Genomic DNA, 19,943 nt, shown 5'->3' with positions numbered 1-19,943 from the left:
CGACGTGTAGCCACTTAGGTTAAGAAATTAGTTGCTGGTGCTAAACGTCACTTACAGCCTGCGTGGTGTTAGTAAGATATTGTTTTTGCAATGTAACTTGAAAAATGGATACAGTGAACAGGTTCTGTAAGTGACAATGCCTTTGGTTACTTTGGGCAAAACCAAAGTAACAGAATGACTTACTTTCATCATAACTTATATACCGTAAGACCCTGCCGTGCTGATCTAGTTTTAGCATGCATAAGATATAGCTAGATTTTATATGGATGATCCAAAGGAGCCATCATGCAAACATTTTCTCCCAAAGTGGTGATTGATCGTTTACAGCAGATTGTTGGACGTCAGCATGTACTGAGCGATGATCAAAGTACACGGCAGTATCGTCAAGGTCGTCGTTTTGGTGAAGGCAAAGTATTTGCAGTGGTGATCCCTGGTACCTTGCTGGAACAATGGCAGGTGCTGCAAGCAGCAATTGAAGCGGATTGTATCGTCATCATGCAAGCTGCCAATACGGGACTGACGGGTGGTTCAACGCCCTATGGCGATGATTATGACCGGCCTGTTTTGGTGATGAGTACGCGTCGTTTAAAAGGCATTCAGGTGATTCATGACGGTAAACAAGTGATTTGTTTGCCTGGGGCGACTTTGGATAATCTGGAACAGCTATTGAAAGGCTATGATCGGGAACCACATTCGGTGATTGGTTCTTCCTGCATTGGCGCTTCGGTATTGGGTGGGGTGTGTAATAACTCAGGCGGTGCCTTGGTGCGTCGTGGGCCTGCCTATACCGAACTGGCACTGTATGCGCAGGTCAATGCCCAAGGTCAGTTGGAATTAGTGAATCATCTGGGTGTGAATTTAGGTTCGAGTCCTGAAGAAATCCTGACTCGTTTAGAGCAGCAGCAATATCAAGCGATAGATATTTTAGATGATGTTGAAAAGCAGGCATCTGATCAACGTTATGCGCAAGATGTCATTCAGGTCGATGCCGATAGCCCTGCGCGTTTTAATGCCGATCCCTCTCGTCTGTTTGAAGCCTCGGGTTCGGCAGGGAAAGTCTGTGTGTTTGCGGTGCGTCTGGATACCTATGAAAAGGTGGAGAGCAGTGTATTCTATATTGGCACAAATGATGCCGACGACCTGACCGCGATCCGTCGTTATTTACTGACTTCATTGCAAAGCTTACCGATCGCAGGGGAATACATTCACCGCGATGCTTATCATATTGGTGAAAAATACGGTAAGGATACCTTTCTGTTTATTGAAAAATTTGGCACAGCCAATGTGCCGAAGGCCTTCGCACTGAAGGATAAGGTCGATGGCTTTTTAGAAAAATTTAAAATCAAAGGGCTGACCGATCATATTTTACAAATGATCACCTCCTTGTTACCGAGTCATTTACCGAAACGGATGACCGAATATCGCGATCGTTACGAACATCATCTGATGTTACGCGTTGAAAATAATTGCAAAGCCCAGACCGAGCAATTTTTACAAGATTATTTTGCGGTGCATGCTTCAGGCAATTTCTTTCTCTGTGATGCGGATGAAGGGCGTAAAGCCTTTTTGCATCGTTTTGCTGTGGCAGGTGCAGCGATTCGTTATCGAGATACCCATCGGGATGAGGTTGAAGATATTGTGGCATTGGACATCGCGTTACGTCGCAATGATCGTGAATGGGTAGAGCAATTGCCTGCGGAGATGGAACAGCAAATTATTCATAAGCTTTATTATGGGCACTTTTTCTGTCATGTGTTTCATCAGGATTACATCATTAAAAAAGGCAATGATCCTATAGCGATGGAACATCAAATGTGGCATTTGCTGGATGCCCGCCGTGCTGAATATCCAGCCGAGCATAATGTCGGTCATCTGTATATTGCCAAGCCTGCATTGGCGAATTTCTACCAGAAACTTGATCCAAATAATTGTTTTAATGTCGGGATTGGACAGACCTCTAAATTGAAGTATTGGGGCAAGGCCAAGTCCTGACTTTAAATAAAACAGGCGGCAATAAAACAGGAAATAAAAAAGGCGCTTCAAGCGCCTTTTTTATGCGTGATAACTTAAGCTGTTGCAGCAGATTTTGCTAAAACTTCAGCCACTGCTTTCGCAACTTTGTATACGTTGTTCATGTTGAGGCCTGCAACACAGATACGACCACTGCGTACCAAGTAGATTGCATATTCTTCACGCAATGTATCAACTTGCTCACCCGTTAAACCTGTGTAGCTAAACATGCCTTTTTGGTTCACAAGGTAACTAAAGTCACGCTCAGGAAGTGCTTTGGTCAACTCATCTTTCAAGATGCTACGCATTTTGATAATACGCTCACGCATCTCTTTCACTTCGCCTTGCCATTGTTGATTGAGATCAGCGTCATTTAACACTTGATCAACCAACCATGCACCTGTTGTTGGTGGGCTAGAGTAGATACGACGTACTGTTGCTTTCAACTGACCGAATGTGCATTTTGCTGCTTCAGCATCGTCACACACGAACGTCAAACCGCCAACACGCTCACCGTAAAGTGAGAAGATTTTAGAGAATGAGTTGCTGACAATAAAGTTCAGACCTGCTTGGTCTAAAGCACGAATTGCATAGGCATCCTGTTCCATGCCATCGCCGAAACCTTGATACGCGATGTCGAGGAATGGAATGAGGTTACGTTCTTTTAATACCACAATCACTTGATCCCATTGTGCTGGGTTCAAGTCCGCACCTGTTGGGTTATGGCAGCATGGGTGCAATAACACAATGCTTTGTTCTGGCAATGTTTTTAAAGTAGACAACATCCCGTCAAAATCAACGCCACGTGTTTCAGCATCGAAGTAAGGGTAGAAGTTGCTCTTGATGCCTGCACCATTGAAGATCGCAACGTGGTTATCCCAAGTTGGTTGGCTTACCCAAACTTCTGAATTCGGGAAGTAGGTTTTTAAGAAGTCTGCCCCCACTTTTAATGCACCAGAACCACCAAGCGTTTGAATTGTTGCAACACGACCTTGTTGAATTGCAGGGCTATTTGCACCAAACAATAACGCTTGAATCGCATCACGGTAAGGTTTGAAACCTTCCATTGGTAAATAAAGCTTGGTTTGCGTGTTTTTAGGAGCAATACGTTTTTGTGCTTCGATAATGGTATCAAGCTGAGGAACGATACTGTCTTCGTTATAGTACAAACCAATACTGAGGTTTACCTTTTCAGCGCGTGGATCAGCATTGAACTGTTCCATCAGTGAAAGGATTGGATCGCCTGCATAAGGTGGGATATGTTGAAACATTAACAATGTCCTTTTCTTCAACAAAGTGCATAAATGTCTGGGGAGGTTGGCGCTTCAGGAGCGGAACCTTTGATGCCCAATAATGTATCAATAAAGACTGCATGAAGCACGCTGTTATTTACATTTTGGTGCAGTATTTACTTACAAAATTTGTCGGGATGAATCCATTATAAGGATTGTCTACAATCAAGCTGTCATACCATGGTCGTAGCATTAAAAGTATAAGATGGCTAAATATATGAAAGCTCACTGCTGAATGATAAATAATTATGTATTTAAGCTATTGTTTTATCTGTTTTTATTTTAATTTTTAGGCGGTATTTCCACCGACAGTCGAAGCTTGTCAAGTGAATGGGATTGACAGTATCAGTCGGATTTATTGTCGACAATCCTATTGCATTTTTTCTTTTATCTCGTTATAAAATCATCAAAACCGTAGAGATTGTCGACAATATGCAAGATACACTTGTTCCTCAAGCCCTCAGCACAAGTCAGGGAATGACCCTGACGGAACACGTATTTAAGCAAATTCAATCGGCAATTGTGTTGGGACACATCCCTGCAGGCAGCAAGATTTCAGAACCTGAATTGGCACGGATGTATGGCATTAGTCGTGGTCCCTTACGTGAGGCGATTCATCGTCTAGAAGGGCAGAAACTGGTGGAGCGTACTGCCCATGTCGGCGCCCGTGTGGTGTCATTGTCACTGCAACAGTTTCAAGAACTCTATCAAATTCGCGCTTCTTTAGAAGGCTTGGCTTGCAAGTTGGCCGCTCAGCATATTGATAAAAAACAGATTCTGGCCTTGCGTGATGTATTGCGTATGCATGCCGAAGATGAAAATTTTAAAGCAGGTAAAGGCTACTATCTGCAAGAAGGCCAAGACGATTTCCATTACTGCATTATCAAAAGCAGTGGCAATAAAACCCTAGAAAAAATGTTATGCGATGAGCTCTATCACCTCATCCGTATGTATCGAATCCAGTTTTCAAATACCCCAGATCGCCCGAGCAAAGCTTGGGATGAACATATCCGCATTTTAGATGCGATTGCTGAAGGTGACGGTGAGCTTGCCGAAATGCTGATGCACCGTCACATCAATGCATCCTACAAAATTGTTGAGCAAACATTGCTGCACACTCAAGGAGAACAACAACATGGCTAAACAGTCTGCTGGTCAGCTATTCCGCGACGCGGTCGCAAATGAAAAACCATTACAAGTGGTCGGTGCGATCAATGCCAACCATGCGTTATTGGCAAAACGTGCAGGCTACAAAGCGATCTACTTGTCTGGTGGTGGTGTTGCGGCTGGTTCTTTGGGTTTACCAGATTTAGGCATCAGTAACCTGGATGATGTCTTGACCGATGTACGCCGTATTACGGATGTGTGTGACCTACCTTTATTGGTTGACGTTGATACAGGTTTTGGTGCTTCTGCGTTTAATATCGCGCGGACCACCAAGTCGATGATCAAGTTCGGTGCTGCTGCAATGCATATTGAAGATCAAGTCGGCGCTAAACGTTGTGGTCACCGTCCTAACAAGGCAATCGTGACCCAGCAAGAAATGGTAGACCGTATCAAGGCAGCAGTCGATGCGCGTACCGATGACAGCTTTGTGATCATGGCACGTACCGATGCGCTTGCGGTGGAAGGCTTACAAGCTGCGATTGACCGTGCGGGTGCTTATATCGAAGCAGGTGCAGACATGCTGTTCCCAGAAGCGATCACTGAATTGGCGATGTATAAGCAATTTGCTGATCTGACCAAAGTGCCTGTTTTAGCCAATATAACGGAATTTGGTTCCACCCCATTATTTACCACAGAAGAATTGGCTTCTGCTGATGTCAGCATTGCGCTCTATCCACTTTCTGCATTCCGTGCCATGAACAAGGCAGCAGAAAATGTCTATGAGACTTTGCGTAAAGAAGGCACACAAAAGAATGTGGTTGAGACCATGCAAACCCGTCAAGAATTGTATGAGCGCATTAACTACCATGCGTTTGAACAATATCTTGATGGAACTTTTGCGAAGAGTAAATAATTTTACCCCCTCCTAACCTCCCCCAGAGGGAGAGGGATTTCACGAATTGAAGACTTTCGAGTAGAGATAAAAAGAGTATTTTTATCAGTTTTATGAAAGTCTTAATGATCGTGAAGGCGGCATGGATGCCGCCACGTTGGGCTGCGGTAGCAAGGACGTACCGTCAGGCCAACAAAGGATTTTTGCTTACTTTTGATCCATCAAAAGTAAATCCAGCCGAAGGCTTATCCTCAAATAAGATGAGAGTTCGGTAAGACACCGCTACGAAATTCACCTAAGGATATAAAAAGGACAATCTTATGAGCAGTAATGAAACACCAACAGGCTTCAAACCAAAAAAATCAGTTGCACTCAGCGGACAAGTTGCAGGCAACACCGCACTCTGTACCGTAGGCCGCAGCGGCAATGATTTACACTACCGCGGCTATGACATTCTTGACCTTGCAGTGGGTAGCCAATTTGAAGAAGTGGCACACCTTCTGGTACATGGCAAATTGCCAAACAAAGCCGAACTTAAAGCCTATAAAGCAAAATTAAAAGCACTACGTGGTTTACCAGCAGCATTGAAAACAGCACTTGAGCAACTCCCACCATCTGCACACCCAATGGATGTGATGCGTACGGGTGTATCTGTGCTCGGTTGCTTAACCCCAGAACACGAAGACCACAACGAAGCAGGCGCAAAAGACATTGCTGATAAATTGATGGCAAGCCTAGGCTCAATGTTGTTGTACTGGTACCACTTCAGCAACAACGGTCGTCGTATTGAAGTTGAAACCAATGACGATTCGATTGCTGCGCATTTCTTACATTTACTGCATGGTGAAGCGCCATCGGAAGAATGGATTCAAGCCATGCACACTTCATTGATTCTGTATGCAGAGCATGAGTTTAACGCATCTACATTTACCTCTCGTGTGGTGGCAGGGACAGGTTCAGACATGTACTCAGCAATCACAGGCGGTATTGGTGCGCTGCGTGGGCCTAAACATGGTGGTGCGAACGAAGTGGCGTTCGTGATTCAACAACGTTATGACAATGCAGATGAAGCTGAAGCTGACATTCGTAGCCGTGTTGAGAAGAAAGAAGTGATTATTGGCTTCGGTCATCCTGTTTACACGATCTCTGATCCACGTAATGAAGTGATCAAGAAAGTGGCGCGTGAACTTGGTGAAGCACAAGAAAATACCAAGATGTATTTGATCGCTGAGCGTTTAGAAGCTGTGATGAAAGAAGTGAAGAACATGTTCCCGAATCTCGACTGGTTCAGTGCGGTGAGCTATCACTTGATGGGGGTGCCAACGGCAATGTTTACCCCATTATTTGTGATTGCACGTACTGCGGGCTGGTCTGCACACGTGATTGAACAACGTCAGGACGGCAAGATCATTCGTCCAAGCGCGAACTATACGGGTCCTGAAAATCTTGAATTTAAACCATTGGCGGAGCGTGGTTAATGAACACAAAATATCGTAAACCGCTGGCAGGTACCCAGCTCGAATATTATGACGTGCGTCAAGCCGTTGAAGATATTCAGCCAGGCGCATACGAAAAGCTGCCATACACCTCGAAAGTACTGGCTGAACAGCTGGTGCGTAAAGCTGATGCCGAGAATTTAACAGCCTATTTAACCCAGTTGATCGAACGCCGTCAGGATCTCGATTTTCCATGGTATCCAGCACGTGTAGTCTGTCACGACATCTTGGGTCAAACCGCATTGGTAGATCTTGCTGGTTTGCGTGATGCGATTGCAGACAAAGGCGGTGATCCTTCCAAAGTGAATCCTGTGGTGCCAACTCAGTTGATCGTGGATCACTCTTTGGCAGTTGAATTCGGTGGCTTTGACCCAGACGCGTTTGAGAAAAACCGTGCAATCGAAGACCGCCGCAACGAAGACCGTTTTCACTTTATTGAGTGGACTAAAACCGCTTTTAAAAATGTTGACGTGATCCCTGCGGGTAACGGCATCATGCATCAGATTAACTTGGAGAAAATGTCTCCAGTGATTCAAAACCGTGATGGCTTGGCATTCCCAGATACTTGTGTCGGTACAGACTCACATACGCCACATACTGATGCACTTGGCGTCATTTCAGTCGGTGTGGGTGGTTTAGAAGCTGAAAACGTGATGCTCGGTCGCGCGTCTTGGATGCGTCTTCCGGACATCATTGGTGTTGAATTTGTTGGTCAGCGTCAAGCAGGTATTACTGCAACGGATATCGTCTTGGCATTAACCGAGTTCTTACGTAAAGAGCGTGTCGTCGGTGCATATTTAGAGTTCTTCGGTGAAGGTGCTGACAGCATGTCTGTGGGCGACCGTGCCACCATCTCAAATATGACGCCTGAATATGGCGCAACTGCTGCGATGTTCTATATCGACCAGAACACGATTGATTATTTACGTCTGACAGGTCGTGAAGATGCACAAGTGGCTTTGGTTGAACAATATGCCAAAGAAATCGGTCTTTGGGCATCAGATATGACCCAAGCTGAGTATCCACGTGTACTTCGTTTTGATCTTTCAACGGTGACTCGTAACATCGCAGGCCCATCAAACCCGCATGCACGTGTTTCTACAGCTGATTTGAAAGCAAAAGGTATTGCAGGGAATTTAGAGCTTGCCAAGGCACAAGAAGCAGAAGGTTTAATTCCTGATGGTGCTGTGATTATTGCTGCAATTACCTCATGTACCAATACTTCTAACCCACGTAACACGGTTGCCGCAGGTCTATTGGCACGTAAAGCCAATGAACTCGGCTTGGTACGTAAACCTTGGGTGAAATCATCATTTGCACCAGGTTCTAAGGCGGCTGCGCTGTATCTTGAAGAAGCAGGCGTGTTGGGTGATCTTGAGAAACTTGGTTTTGGTATCGTCGCTTATGCATGTACCACCTGTAACGGGATGTCAGGCGCACTTGATCCTGTGATTCAACAAGAAATCATTGAGCGTGACTTGTATGCGACTGCGGTGCTTTCGGGCAACCGTAACTTCGATGGTCGTATCCATCCCTATGCAAAACAAGCGTTCTTGGCATCTCCACCACTCGTTGTGGCGTATGCGATTGCAGGAACCATCCGTTTTGACATCGAAACAGATTCGCTTGGAAATGACAAAGATGGTAATCCAATTTACCTGAAAGATATCTGGCCTTCGGATGCTGAAATTGATGCACTTGTGAAAGAAGCAGTGAAGCCTGAACAGTTCCGTAAAATCTACATTCCGATGTTTGATTTGGGTGTCAATGAAGAAGCGGCAAGCCCATTGTATGATTGGCGTCCAATGAGTACCTATATTCGCCGTCCACCGTATTGGGAAGGGGCGTTGGCTGCACCGCGTACTTTAGCCAATATGCGTCCGCTTGCGATCTTGGGTGACAACATCACCACTGATCACTTGTCTCCATCGAATGCGATTGTGTTAGACAGTGCTTCTGGCGAATATTTGGCGAAAATGGGTGTGCCTGAGGAAGACTTTAACTCCTATGCAACGCACCGCGGCGATCACTTAACCACGCAACGTGCCACATTTGCGAATCCGAAATTGTTTAATGAAATGGTGGTTCGTTCAGACGGTACCATTAAGCAAGGTTCAAAAGCACGTGTCGAGCCAGAAGGCGAAGTGATGCGGATGTGGGAAGCGATTGAAACCTACATGAACCGTAAGCAACCGTTGATCATTGTGGCGGGTGCGGATTATGGTCAGGGTTCAAGCCGTGACTGGGCTGCTAAAGGTGTACGTCTTGCAGGTGTGGAAGCGATTGTTGCCGAAGGTTTTGAGCGTATTCACCGTACTAACTTAGTGGGTATGGGGGTTTTACCGCTTGAGTTTAAGCCAGGCGTTAACCGTAAGACTTTAAAGCTGGATGGTACTGAGCTGTATAGCGTGATTGGTAATATTGCACCGCGTTCGACTTTAACTTTAGTGATTGAGCGTGCCACAGCGGATGGTAAGGAAGAAATTCTGGAAGTGCCTGTAACCTGTCGTTTAGATACAGAAGAAGAAGTGTCTGTATATGAAGCGGGTGGGGTATTACAGCGTTTTGCACAAGACTTTTTAGAAGGTCAAGTGGCGTAATACTTTGATCTGAAAGTAATTGATTTTGCTTAATAAAAACCCTACATTTATGTGGGGTTTTTTAATTTTTATAAAGATATGGCAAAAAAAAAGATTTTAACAATAGGTTTTTCTCTTTGTGGAGAAGATTCCGAAACTTGTGGTTTTGATTCTGAAACTTCTTTGCTGGATTGGGATGTAATCCTTATACAGCCAGATATTAGTCATTATATTTATAGAACTAGAGAGTATTTCCAAGATAAACCTAGTCTCTCAGATCATGATTCATTTAAACTTAAATCACAAACTGAGCATTGGAAAAGAGAAATAAAATTAGCAATTGATCACGGAAAAATAGTTATTTTTTTCTTGGATAAACTGCAAGAATTATTTATTGAAACAGGTGAAAAGCAATATTCTGGGACTGGAAAAAATAGACAAACAACTAGAATAGTTGCTTCTTATAGTAATTATAATGTTTTACCTGTAAATCTTAAGTTAATAAATTCTAAAGGAAAAGAGATAAAATTAGCTCCTAAGAATTCTGAAGTTATTTCAACATATTGGACAAATTTTTCAGAAAAATCTTCTTATCAGGTAATCATTGAAGGAAGCGTTACGCCATGTTTACAGACAAGACATGGTGAAAAAACAGTAGGTTTTATTGTCAAATCTAACAATTCTAATGGTGCATTAATTGGTTTACCAAACATTGATTTTTCAGATGAGTCATTTTTTGACGATGAAACAGATGATTGGAGTATCGAAGCTCAGCAGTTTTCACATAATTTTATTAAACAAATAATTGGATTAGAAAAAGCTTTAAAGCAAGATGGTAATTTAACTGTAGAGCCTGATTGGGCAAAAAATGATGAATATAAACTCAGCTCAGAAATATCTGCTACTAGTAAATTATTATTATTGGAAGAAAAAATTAACGAATTAAATCAAAATAAAGAATTAATACTAGATGAGGTTAGAACATTAAATAAATTAAGAAATTTATTATTTGAAAAAGGAAAACCATTAGAATATTCAATTTTAGACGCTCTAAAAATTTTAGGGTTCTCCGTAACTCAATATGAAGATGCAGACTCTGAATTTGATGCTGTGTTTGAATCAATTGAAGGGCGTTTAATAGGGGAGGTAGAAGGCAAAGATAATAAAGCTATTAATATTGATAAGTTGAGACAATTATCTTTGAATATACATGAAGACCTACAAAGAGAAGAGGTTTTAGTACCTGCTAAATCTGTACTTTTTGGAAATGCTTACCGTTTACTTCCTTTAGATGAAAGACCTGATCCATTCACTGATAAATGTAGCTCTGCTGCTTTAGTGAGTTCGACTGCATTAGTATTTACCCCTGATCTCTTTTTGGTGGCTAAGTATTTAAAAGATAATAAGAATGCCAGATTTGCAACACAATGTAGAAAATCTATTTTAGAAGCAGTTGGTCGAGTTAAATTTCCTTCTATCCCCGCAAAAAATGGAAATACCCCTTTAAGTAATAAAAGATTAGATAACAATTGATATAAATTTTTACTTAAAACTGTCATTTTAAATAATCATAAAAAAGCCCAGCATCTTGTCGGGCTTTTTTGTATTTGGTTGCTAGATATGACTCCTATCGTATCTCACTATCCAAGTGCATCAACATCTATATAGTTGTTTTGTATTTTGAAATATCCTGTATCTGTATGGCTTCACCTTTCCGCCATCACCACTCGTCGGAAAGGTCAATAAATAATCAAAACTATCACGCTATAGTATATGTACCATTTCTAAAATCTATGGAGAACAAAGATGGTAACTGCTGGCGAAAAACCTGGAACAGGCTTCTATTTTTGTGTTCAATGCGGACACCGCACCTATTTAGAAATTGGTACTGATCGTTTACCTCCGTGTACCAAATGCCTTGGCAATCAATTCAACAGTAAGAATGCCTAAGCCGCAAAATACCAAACAGTTACCCACTGTTTGAATAAAAGCCCTATCCCTTGATAGGGCTTTTTGTTACCTTAAAAATAAGATTTAAATAACAAGACCTGTCATAGGCATAGAAAGGTAATCCGTAATGGAAACAATTTTAGGACTCTGTATTGGCGTTGGACTCAGCGCAGCCTGTGGTTTTCGTGTCTTTGTGCCGCTATTGGCGATGAGTATTGCTACCCTCATGGGATGGTATCAACCTGCCCAAGGCTTTGAATGGCTGGCACTTCCATCGGTGTGTATGGCGCTGGGCTTTGCTACGATCTGTGAAATTGCAGCTTATTATGTGCCATGGGTAGATAACCTATTAGATACCATTGCCACACCTGCGGCTGTGGTGGCAGGCACACTGACCACGATGGCGGTGAGCAGTGGTGAAATGTCCCAGTTTGCGACTTGGGCAGCGGCACTGATTGTCGGTGGTGGAACAGCAGGCGTGGTGCAAATGAGTACCGTAGCAGCACGTGGCGTTTCGACCGCAACCACAGGTGGATTGGGTAATTTTGTGATCTCGACAGGTGAGTTAATTGGCTCGGTCGTGTTATCGATTTTGGCCTTTATCATGCCTGTGGTGATTACAGTCGTAGTGATTATTTTAGTGATTGTTGCAGGGCGTTGGATTCATGCAAAACGCCAAGAGCAAGTCAGCCATTCTTTATAAAACAAATAGCACCCATAACAACCTGAATGATGAAATAAAAAGATGATAAAGACTCGACTTATTGCCGCATTATTATTAGCATTTTCAAGCCTATCTGCACTGCCACAAGTCAGTTTTGCTCAAGAACAACCCACAGCAGAAGAACTGAAACTACGTAAAGATAAAGTCACCTATAAAGCCTATATACCTGCGAAATATCAACTCTTTCAAGCCATTGAAGGCGACCTTAATAAAGATGGTTTAAAGGATGTGGTGCTGATCGTCAAAGCCACTGATCCCAAAGCCTTTGTACATGATGAGTATCGTGGACATTTAGACCGCAACCGCCGTGGTGTAATTGTATTGCTCAATGAAAAAGGCAAATACAAAGCTATTATCAGCAACCTCAATTGTTTTAGCTCAGAAAATGAAGATGGTGGCGTCTATTTCCCACCTGAGTTATGGATGGAAATTAAAAATAATCTATTGAGTGTCTATTATTCGCATGGACGTTATGGTTATTGGAGTTATCTGTTTCGCTTAGACGGTAATGATCTGCGTCTGATTGGCTATGATGATTCAAGCAATCATGGCCCCCTCATTCAAAGCCAAACCAGTATTAACTTTTTAACAAGCAAAAAAGTGATACGGAAAAATATGAGTGAAAATGAAGAAGAGGATCCAAGATTTAAAGAAACATGGAGCAAAATCAATCAGGCACCGATCCATCTATCCAAAGTGAAAGACTTTGATGATTTAAGTTTTTAAGCACTGGCGACTATCGAAAAACCAGTCAGAACAGCGTAAATTAGCTTCACTTTTGATATTGCGTTCAAGCTTATGATGATCACTTGGATTCTGTTCACTCTCATGGCTGCATTTATGCAGGCTTGGCGCAACGCATTTCAAAAACAACTCAGTACGAGCGTGGATGTCTATGGCACCACACTGGCGAGATTTATCTTTTCACCGATCTTTGCTTTTAGCTATTTGGCCTTTCTCTATTGGCATCAGCCTGTCACAACATCGGTGCATTTTTCCGATAAGTTTTGGTTCTATATCGTGATTGCGGGCATTAGTCAGATCTATGCCACTGCTCTAATGGTGAAACTGTTCCAGCAAAAGAACTATGCTATCGGGGTTGGACTGGCTAAAAGTGAAGCGATCTTGGCAGCCTTGGTCGGTGTTCTGTTCTTGCAAGAACATCTCAGCACATGGGGCTGGGTCGGGGTAGTGATTGGGGGACTTGCAGTATTTTTACTGAGTAAAGGCAAGCAGCAGTCCGATCTTTCCCTAAAAACCTTAATGATTGGATTGGGCAGTGGGCTGTGCTTTGCCATCACCTCTTTATTGGTGCGTGAAGCCAGTTTAGAGCTGAGCATGTTGCCATTCCTGCATCGGGCGGCTTGGGTATTATGTAGTCTGATCAGTTTTCAATGTATCGTACTGTTGATCTATCTCGTATTTTTTAGCCGATCGACCCTGTATAAGATGTGGCAACGTGTTGGCTTAACCTTAAGAGTGAGTATCTGTAGCTTTTTGGCCTCAGTCGGTTGGTTTAGTGCCATGAGTATGCAAACCGTTGCGATTGTCAAAACACTGGGTCAGGTGGAAATTCTATTTAGCCTATTGATCTCAGCTTTCTTTTTTAAAGAGAAGCTCGCCAAAACCGATCATTTAGGCCTGTGGCTGGTGATTGTCGCCGCGATTATGGTGATTTGGGCTTAGTTAGAAGAGGATAAAAATGCAAACAAATAGAATTTATTTTAAAGAGAATCCTTGGCCTGAGGGACATCCCATCATTGCATTTAGCTGGTTAGCTAAACAGATTGATGGAAAAGTTTGGTTCGATTTTCATCTAAAATCAGCGGATTATGACAGTGAACGCGAAATCGATACAGAAGAGATCGATTATGATTCTGATTGGGAAGCGCCTAGCGTTTGGCAAAACTACCATGCATGTACGATATCGAGTACCTATTGGGAAAATCCAGGATTTCCTGTGTGTGCTTTAGCTGACTATACACCTTCTTATTTAAATGGTCGGTGTTTTGGTGTTGATTTACAACCAGAGCTGCTAGAGAACTGGGATGAGTTCGCTTTTCATATTTATTTATTAGGGCATGATGCCGTTGCACAACACCAGATTTATTTTGAACAAGTCATCGGTACTACCCTATTTAATATTCAATGGACTGGAAAGATTGCTTTGGCCTATGCTGGACAAGATGAGTTTATGCATGATTTCAGTGTCTATTTTGAAAATGTGCCATTTCCCGTGTTATAGGATGATTGATTTTTCTATTAAATTTACATTAGTGAGAATTTAAGTTGCATTAAAGTTATACAAATGAAAAATATTTCATATTTTTTAATTTATTTTGCAAAATTATTTCATTGATGGCTAGAAATAGCTGTTTTTAGGAAAACAATCCCAGCGCGATCTGCCTAAACTATGTCTCAAGGGTGTGAAAGGGATCGAAAAGAGCAGCATGCACCGATGCTTACAAAGCAAGTGTGTACCAACCCAAAAGGTCTCGATTCGGCTTAGGACGCTATAGATCAAAAGTTTATAGGCAAAGGTTATGACTTACAAAGTCATAGGTGTTGAAGTAAACAACCTCTGTTTTCCCTTGATACCCTAAAAAATTTAACCAAATAGAAAAGAATAATCAGATCGAAAAAATAAAAACTAGATCAAGAAAGTTAAAATTGAATGTGAAATAAATCCTGTAATCTCAATATTTTGAATAGAAATCGATATTTTTATATTAAAAAACAAAATGATATAATTATTTCCATATTTAAAAAATCAAAAAAATTACAGCAATAGGTCAGTACCCGTATGAATGAGTTCGAGCTTAAAATCCGCTATCCGCATCAGATGAATCGAAATGAAATCGATCATATTGGTACATTTGATTTGGCAACGATTTTAAGTAAATTTGACGAGATGGCTTGGCGTCAGCAGCTCATTCGTCAATTACAACTCAATGGTGCGGACACCAGTTTTATTGTCAGTGATCATGGTACAGAGCAGACCATTTCAATTACCCTCGATGCCTATGCCAAATCACAACAACTGGAGTTTAAACTGGACAGTGATATTGCCGTGATCATTCCCAAAAAAGATTTATTTGGTTTGGTGACACGCAAAAGCAAAGACAGCATTTCATTTAAACAGCTCAGCCTTGCTCGGGTAAAAGATTACCTGATTACCTTTCTCAATCGGGATATTGAAAGCTTGGAACTACGCTACAAAGAAACGTTAAGTAAAGCGCTCAAAACCTTATCTTAACTCGTTTAAGGGAATAGGATAAATCAATGTTTGCGAAACTATTTGGGACGCCTATAATCGCTGCTGTTTTTGTCTTTGCTTGATTTGTTTAGCTCTCTATGCCTTTAAATGACAACTTTATTTATGCGCCGCCGCAAGATCCTTTAGACATCGTGTATGAAGATGAGGATTTGCTGGTGATCAATAAGCCTGCAGGTTTATTGTCCGTGATGGGGCGTCTACCTGAGCATCAAGACAGTGCCTATTTAAGGGTACTGGAGCGATATGCTGCGGCCAAAGTCACGCATCGTCTGGATATGGCAACCTCAGGGCTATTGATGTTTGCCAAGCATCGGGAAGCAGAAGTGGCGGTCAGTAAAATGTTTCAGGCACGAACCGTCAAAAAATACTATGAAGCACTGGTACAAGGTGAAATTCAGGCCGAGGGGAGTGTTGACGTTCCACTAATTACCGATTGGGAAAACCGCCCACGTCAGATCGTCCATTTTGAGTTGGGGAAGCAAGCCAAAACCTTGTTTCAATGCATGGCATATGATGCAGTAAGTGATCAAAGCCGCGTGCGTTTGGAACCAGTGACAGGTCGTTCGCATCAACTGCGGGTGCATATGATGCATATTGGCCATCCGATCATGGGCGATAAGCTCTATCATCCTGAACCTGCCAAGTTTCATTTAAAACGTATGGCCTTGCATGCTGCTTATCTGGCATTTCAGCATCCACTCAAGCGGCATGACGTTGAAATTCATTCTGAGGTAAGATTCTAAAAGACTACAATAAACAGGCAAGATCATGTATTCAATTCAACCCGTTCTCTGGAGCACATTGTCACACTTACAACACGCGCAATTAAAGCCACTGTTGTTGGTGGCTGATCCAAGTTGGGTGGAGATCGAAACATATTTATTTAACGCAAAGCTTTTTGTGATGCTGAATGCCCAAGCACAGATCATTGCTCAGCTTTGTTTACTCGAAACGGATGATCAAGCTGAAATTAAGAATTTGACAGTGGCCGAAAGCTATCAAGGACAGGGCTTGGCTAAGGCACTGATTCAGCATGCGATTGAATATGCTAAACAGTTAAATCTGCATCGTTTATGGGTGAAGACGGGTAACTCGAGTCTGGATCAATTGGCGCTCTATCAAAAATGTGGATTTCGTCTGTCGCATATTGAGCGTGATGTCTTTAAAGACTATCCAGAACCCATCTATGAAAATGGAATAGCTTGCCTTGATCAAGTGGTGCTTGGCATTATCTTAAGCTGAAACACAGTGGTCGCAGGACGTTTACTTTGATCATTTTTTGACTACAATATTGCTATTAATTCGTCTAAAAGATGACATAAAAATCGGCTAATCTATAGCCAAATATCAAGTCCAAAACACAACAAAGGATATTTATATGACTCGCGATTATGACCAATTCCCAGACAATGATAATGGCAACGTGCTATGGCAGATGGTTGAAGATGGCAATGAACTCAACGAGCCACATGAAGTCGAATTTTCGATTGTTTTTGAAAAACAAGAACAGGTTGAAAAATGTGCCTTGCATCTTTTACATCAAGAACAAAAAATTTCACTTTTTCAGGAAGAAGTACATTCCGATGGATCAGACCTTTGGGTGTTGAATATTCATGTCAACATGATTTTGGAATATGAAGATATTGCAGATTTAGAAGAATGGATGACCAAGATCGCCAAAGAATTCAATGGTGAATATGATGGCTGGGGGTGTATGAGCTATATTTACGACGAAGATGAATAACTTAATTATGTGAATTGTTATCAAAATAACAATTCACTACATTAATTTAGTGTCTTTTTACGTTTCGGTGGTTGATTTTTGTTTTGTAACTATTTGAATTTTATTTACTTTAATTGTTTGTGTGATTAATTCCGATGTTTTAATTTAATTTGTGTTCTATTTTGTCGTTTTTAAATAGAAGAACTTTCTCGTAATCTGAAATTTTTGAACATTTTGAAACTTTAATTTTCCAACAAAATAATTTAAGCTTCGCTGGAAAATAACAGCAGTGCAAAGATTAGGCACTCACAGGGGGTCGGATGGATGAGCAAACATCCAGTTTAAAAGGATTACCACGGTTACAACCCCGTGGCGGACTGCAAGTCATGTATGCGGCAGTTCGTGCGCTTTTTTTACGCGAGTTGCAAACCCGTTTTGGTCAGTTTCGCCTTGGGTACTTATGGATTCTACTTGAACCTGCATTACATATTGGTGTTTTACTCCTTCTATTTGGTCGAATTAGCCATACCATACCTGGTATGGATTTTGAGGTTTTTCTAGTCAATGGGATTATCCCATTTTTTCTGTTTAGAACCACCGTTATACAATCATTAAGTGCTGTACAAGCCAATAAAGGGCTATTTAGTTATAAGCCCGTAAAGCCGATTGACACACTGATTGCACGATGTTTTCTTGAGTTATTCTTATATTTTGTAGCGTACTTATTTTTTAGCGCTATTTTATTGTGGTTTGGTTTTACTATAAGTTTTGAGGCGATCCCAACACTATTGGGTTATTGGGTATTGTTAAGTCTATTAAGTTTTGGCTTAGGGCTAGTTTTTATGGTGATTGGTGATATTTCCCAAGAACTAAATAAATTCATTCCAATGCTGTTTTTCATTTTGTATTTCTTATCAGCAGTAATCTACACCATTCATTTAGTTCCTGCTGAGTATCAACAATATCTACTATGGAATCCAATTATTCATCTCTTAGAGTTGATGCGCCATACAGTTGCACCGAATTATCCACTAGTTCAAGGTATTTCTTTAACCTATGTGTTGGAATGGATTATCGGTTCTTTATTTCTAGGTTTACTGCTCTATAAGCGTTTTGAACAGCGTATGGTAAAAACAAAATGATTGAGCTACGCAATCTAACAAAATCCTATGTGACACCGAAGGGGCGTCATTATGTATTTAAAGATTTAAATGTCACTTTACCTGAAAACAAAAGTGTAGCGATCTTAGGCAAAAATGGCGCGGGTAAAAGTACCCTGCTTAGAATTATTGGCGGTATCGATTTCGCTGATAGTGGTAAAGTCGTGACCAATAAGACGATTTCTTGGCCGGTAGCATTGTCAGGTGGTTTTCAGGGTAGTTTAACAGCACGGCAAAATGTTCGTTTTGTCGCTCGTCTTTATCTGAGCAATGAAGATGAAGTGAACCAGATTATTGATTTTGTTGAATCCTTTGCCGAAATTGGTAAATACTTTGATATGCCGATTAAAAGCTACTCATCGGGCATGCGTTCAAGAATTGGTTTTGGGATGAGTATGGCCTTTAATTTTGATTATTATCTACTTGATGAAGCCGGAGCGGTAGGTGATGCCAATTTTAGAAAGAAGAGCCAAGCTCTGTTGGATGAATTAAAACAGCAATCCAATATTATTATGGTCTCGCACGATCTCAATGATTTAACCCGCAATTGCGATGTGGCTTTTTTAATGCGGAACGGGCAAGCAGAATTTTTTGAAAATATTGCAGAGGCAATAGAGGTTTATAAAGCGTATGCGGTCAATAACAAATAAAGGTTTGGTGATTAGCTATATTGCAATTGTGATGTTGCCACTATTGCTCATCATTATATATCTCTGTTTTTTTGCTCAAGAGCGCTTCGTATCTCAATCGACGCTGTTAGTTAAACAGGTGGGTGAGGTATCTAACGCATCAGCCACAAATGGGTTGAGTACTTTGCTTGGTGTCAGTAATACCAGTAATGAGGATGCACATATCTTAACCGCCTATATTTCTTCGAGAAATATGGTTGAAAGCTTAGATAAAAAACTTAATTTACGTAAAGCCTTTGTTGTACCTAATGATCCTGTTTTTGGCCTAGACTCTGATGCTTCAGTTGAAGATTTAGTAAAATACTTTAACCAACGAGTACAAGTCAATTTAGATGAAAAAACCATGATGATGACCATCGCATCACAAGGTTTTAGTTCAGAATTTGCTTTACGTCTTAACCAAGAAATTCTAAAAAATAGTGAAGCTTTTATTAATGATCTTTCGCAACAAATTGCTGAAGAGCAACTAAAATTTGCTGAAAAGCAGCTAAATGAAGCAAAAGAACAATTAGATGCTTCACGAGACACTTTGCTGGATTATCAAAATAAAAACCAGATGTTTGACCCACAGGCGCAAGCCCAAGCGGTTGCAACAGTGGTTGCTAGCCTAGAGTCGAACTTGGCACAGTTGCGTACGGAAGAAAGAACATCATTAAGTTATTTAAATGAAACCGCACCGCAGGTGGTAGCAATCCGTAGCCAGATTGAGTCAGTGCAAAAGCAAATAACAGATGAAAAAGCCAAACTCACCTCACCTAGTACGAGTAAGCTGAATAAAAGTGTAGCGGATTTTGAGGCCTTAAAAGCCAATGTCGACTTTGCAACTGATCTCTATAAGCTTTCTTTGGCCTCACTTGAAAAAGCCCGTTTGGAAGCGTCTCGCAAACTTAAAAAATTAGTTGTTATATCTACCCCTGAATTGGCACAAGACGCACTTTACCCACGTACGCTTTATTTGATAGCAACCTATTTTTTAGTTTTAAATATTTTATTTGGTATCACGATGTTGATTTACTCGATTATCCGTGAGCATAAGGAATAAGC

Annotated in this window: 19 protein-coding genes; 18 read left to right on the top strand and 1 reads right to left on the bottom strand. The window is 41.4% G+C overall.

The window, feature by feature from the left end; all coding sequences use genetic code 11:
- Positions 1-285 precede the first annotated feature (285 nt).
- A complete protein-coding gene (gene dld, locus MMO42_RS15285; RefSeq protein ID WP_241321169.1) occupies positions 286-1,992 on the top strand; it encodes a D-lactate dehydrogenase in 1,707 nt (568 codons plus the stop codon).
- Positions 1,993-2,066: 74 nt separating this feature from the next.
- On the opposite strand, the gene MMO42_RS15280 is transcribed toward dld, so the two are convergent.
- Positions 2,067-3,281, bottom strand: a complete 1,215-nt coding sequence (locus MMO42_RS15280) for an amino acid aminotransferase (protein ID WP_005290875.1) — start codon at positions 3,279-3,281, stop codon at positions 2,067-2,069.
- Between the two features lie 453 nt (positions 3,282-3,734).
- Here MMO42_RS15280 and MMO42_RS15275 point away from each other — a divergent pair, with 453 nt between their 5' ends.
- The 17 genes from MMO42_RS15275 (at position 3,735) to MMO42_RS15195 (ending at position 19,941) form a co-directional block, all read left to right on the top strand.
- Complete coding sequence (locus MMO42_RS15275; protein WP_005154320.1) at positions 3,735-4,445, top strand: GntR family transcriptional regulator; 711 nt, start codon at positions 3,735-3,737, stop codon at positions 4,443-4,445.
- Positions 4,438-5,322, top strand: coding sequence for a methylisocitrate lyase (gene prpB, locus MMO42_RS15270; RefSeq protein WP_241321168.1), 885 nt, complete (start codon positions 4,438-4,440; stop codon positions 5,320-5,322). Before MMO42_RS15275 ends, prpB begins: the two co-directional genes overlap by 8 nt.
- Before the next feature lie 299 nt (positions 5,323-5,621).
- The gene (gene prpC, locus MMO42_RS15265; protein ID WP_005154324.1) at positions 5,622-6,779 is read left to right on the top strand and encodes a 2-methylcitrate synthase; all 1,158 of its coding nucleotides are present in this window, start codon (positions 5,622-5,624) and stop codon (positions 6,777-6,779) included.
- Positions 6,779-9,397, top strand: coding sequence for a Fe/S-dependent 2-methylisocitrate dehydratase AcnD (acnD, locus tag MMO42_RS15260; protein ID WP_241321167.1), 2,619 nt, complete (start codon positions 6,779-6,781; stop codon positions 9,395-9,397). The genes prpC and acnD overlap by 1 nt, the downstream gene beginning before the upstream one ends.
- Before the next feature lie 78 nt (positions 9,398-9,475).
- Complete coding sequence (locus MMO42_RS15255; protein WP_241321166.1) at positions 9,476-10,909, top strand: hypothetical protein; 1,434 nt, start codon at positions 9,476-9,478, stop codon at positions 10,907-10,909.
- Between the two features lie 273 nt (positions 10,910-11,182).
- Positions 11,183-11,326 carry a zinc ribbon-containing protein gene (locus MMO42_RS15250; protein ID WP_004637424.1) on the top strand — a complete coding sequence of 48 codons (144 nt, stop codon included), beginning with the start codon at positions 11,183-11,185 and terminating at the stop codon, positions 11,324-11,326.
- Between the two features lie 127 nt (positions 11,327-11,453).
- Positions 11,454-12,029: a DUF4126 domain-containing protein gene (locus tag MMO42_RS15245; RefSeq protein ID WP_241321165.1), complete on the top strand. Its 576-nt coding sequence runs from the start codon at positions 11,454-11,456 to the stop codon at positions 12,027-12,029.
- A 42-nt stretch (positions 12,030-12,071) separates the two neighbouring features.
- Positions 12,072-12,776 carry a hypothetical protein gene (locus tag MMO42_RS15240; RefSeq protein WP_241321164.1) on the top strand — a complete coding sequence of 235 codons (705 nt, stop codon included), beginning with the start codon at positions 12,072-12,074 and terminating at the stop codon, positions 12,774-12,776.
- A gap of 72 nt (positions 12,777-12,848) precedes the next feature.
- A complete protein-coding gene (locus tag MMO42_RS15235) occupies positions 12,849-13,736 on the top strand; it encodes a DMT family transporter (protein ID WP_241321163.1) in 888 nt (295 codons plus the stop codon).
- A gap of 16 nt (positions 13,737-13,752) precedes the next feature.
- Positions 13,753-14,295 (top strand): hypothetical protein, encoded by a 543-nt coding sequence (locus tag MMO42_RS15230; protein ID WP_241321162.1) that lies wholly within the window; start codon positions 13,753-13,755, stop codon positions 14,293-14,295.
- A gap of 558 nt (positions 14,296-14,853) precedes the next feature.
- Entirely contained in the window at positions 14,854-15,306 is a 453-nt protein-coding gene (locus MMO42_RS15225; protein ID WP_241321161.1) for an alkaline phosphatase family protein, read from the top strand.
- A gap of 98 nt (positions 15,307-15,404) precedes the next feature.
- Positions 15,405-16,070 (top strand): pseudouridine synthase, encoded by a 666-nt coding sequence (locus MMO42_RS15220; protein WP_241321160.1) that lies wholly within the window; start codon positions 15,405-15,407, stop codon positions 16,068-16,070.
- A gap of 25 nt (positions 16,071-16,095) precedes the next feature.
- Positions 16,096-16,569: a GNAT family N-acetyltransferase gene (locus MMO42_RS15215; protein ID WP_241321159.1), complete on the top strand. Its 474-nt coding sequence runs from the start codon at positions 16,096-16,098 to the stop codon at positions 16,567-16,569.
- A gap of 136 nt (positions 16,570-16,705) precedes the next feature.
- Complete coding sequence (locus MMO42_RS15210) at positions 16,706-17,071, top strand: ribonuclease E inhibitor RraB (protein WP_005290906.1); 366 nt, start codon at positions 16,706-16,708, stop codon at positions 17,069-17,071.
- 299 nt (positions 17,072-17,370) lie between these two features.
- The gene (locus MMO42_RS15205; RefSeq protein ID WP_241321158.1) at positions 17,371-18,192 is read left to right on the top strand and encodes an ABC transporter permease; all 822 of its coding nucleotides are present in this window, start codon (positions 17,371-17,373) and stop codon (positions 18,190-18,192) included.
- Positions 18,189-18,860 carry an ABC transporter ATP-binding protein gene (locus MMO42_RS15200; protein ID WP_241321157.1) on the top strand — a complete coding sequence of 224 codons (672 nt, stop codon included), beginning with the start codon at positions 18,189-18,191 and terminating at the stop codon, positions 18,858-18,860. Before MMO42_RS15205 ends, MMO42_RS15200 begins: the two co-directional genes overlap by 4 nt.
- Entirely contained in the window at positions 18,841-19,941 is a 1,101-nt protein-coding gene (locus MMO42_RS15195; RefSeq protein ID WP_241321156.1) for a capsule biosynthesis protein, read from the top strand. The genes MMO42_RS15200 and MMO42_RS15195 overlap by 20 nt, the downstream gene beginning before the upstream one ends.
- The last annotated feature ends 2 nt before the right edge of the window (positions 19,942-19,943 follow it).

It is taken from the genome of Acinetobacter sp. ANC 3882 (assembly GCF_022549545.1).
Taxonomy (GTDB): domain Bacteria; phylum Pseudomonadota; class Gammaproteobacteria; order Pseudomonadales; family Moraxellaceae; genus Acinetobacter.
The sequence above is the reverse complement of the archived record's forward strand: the minus strand, read 5'-3'. Positions and strand labels throughout refer to the sequence as shown.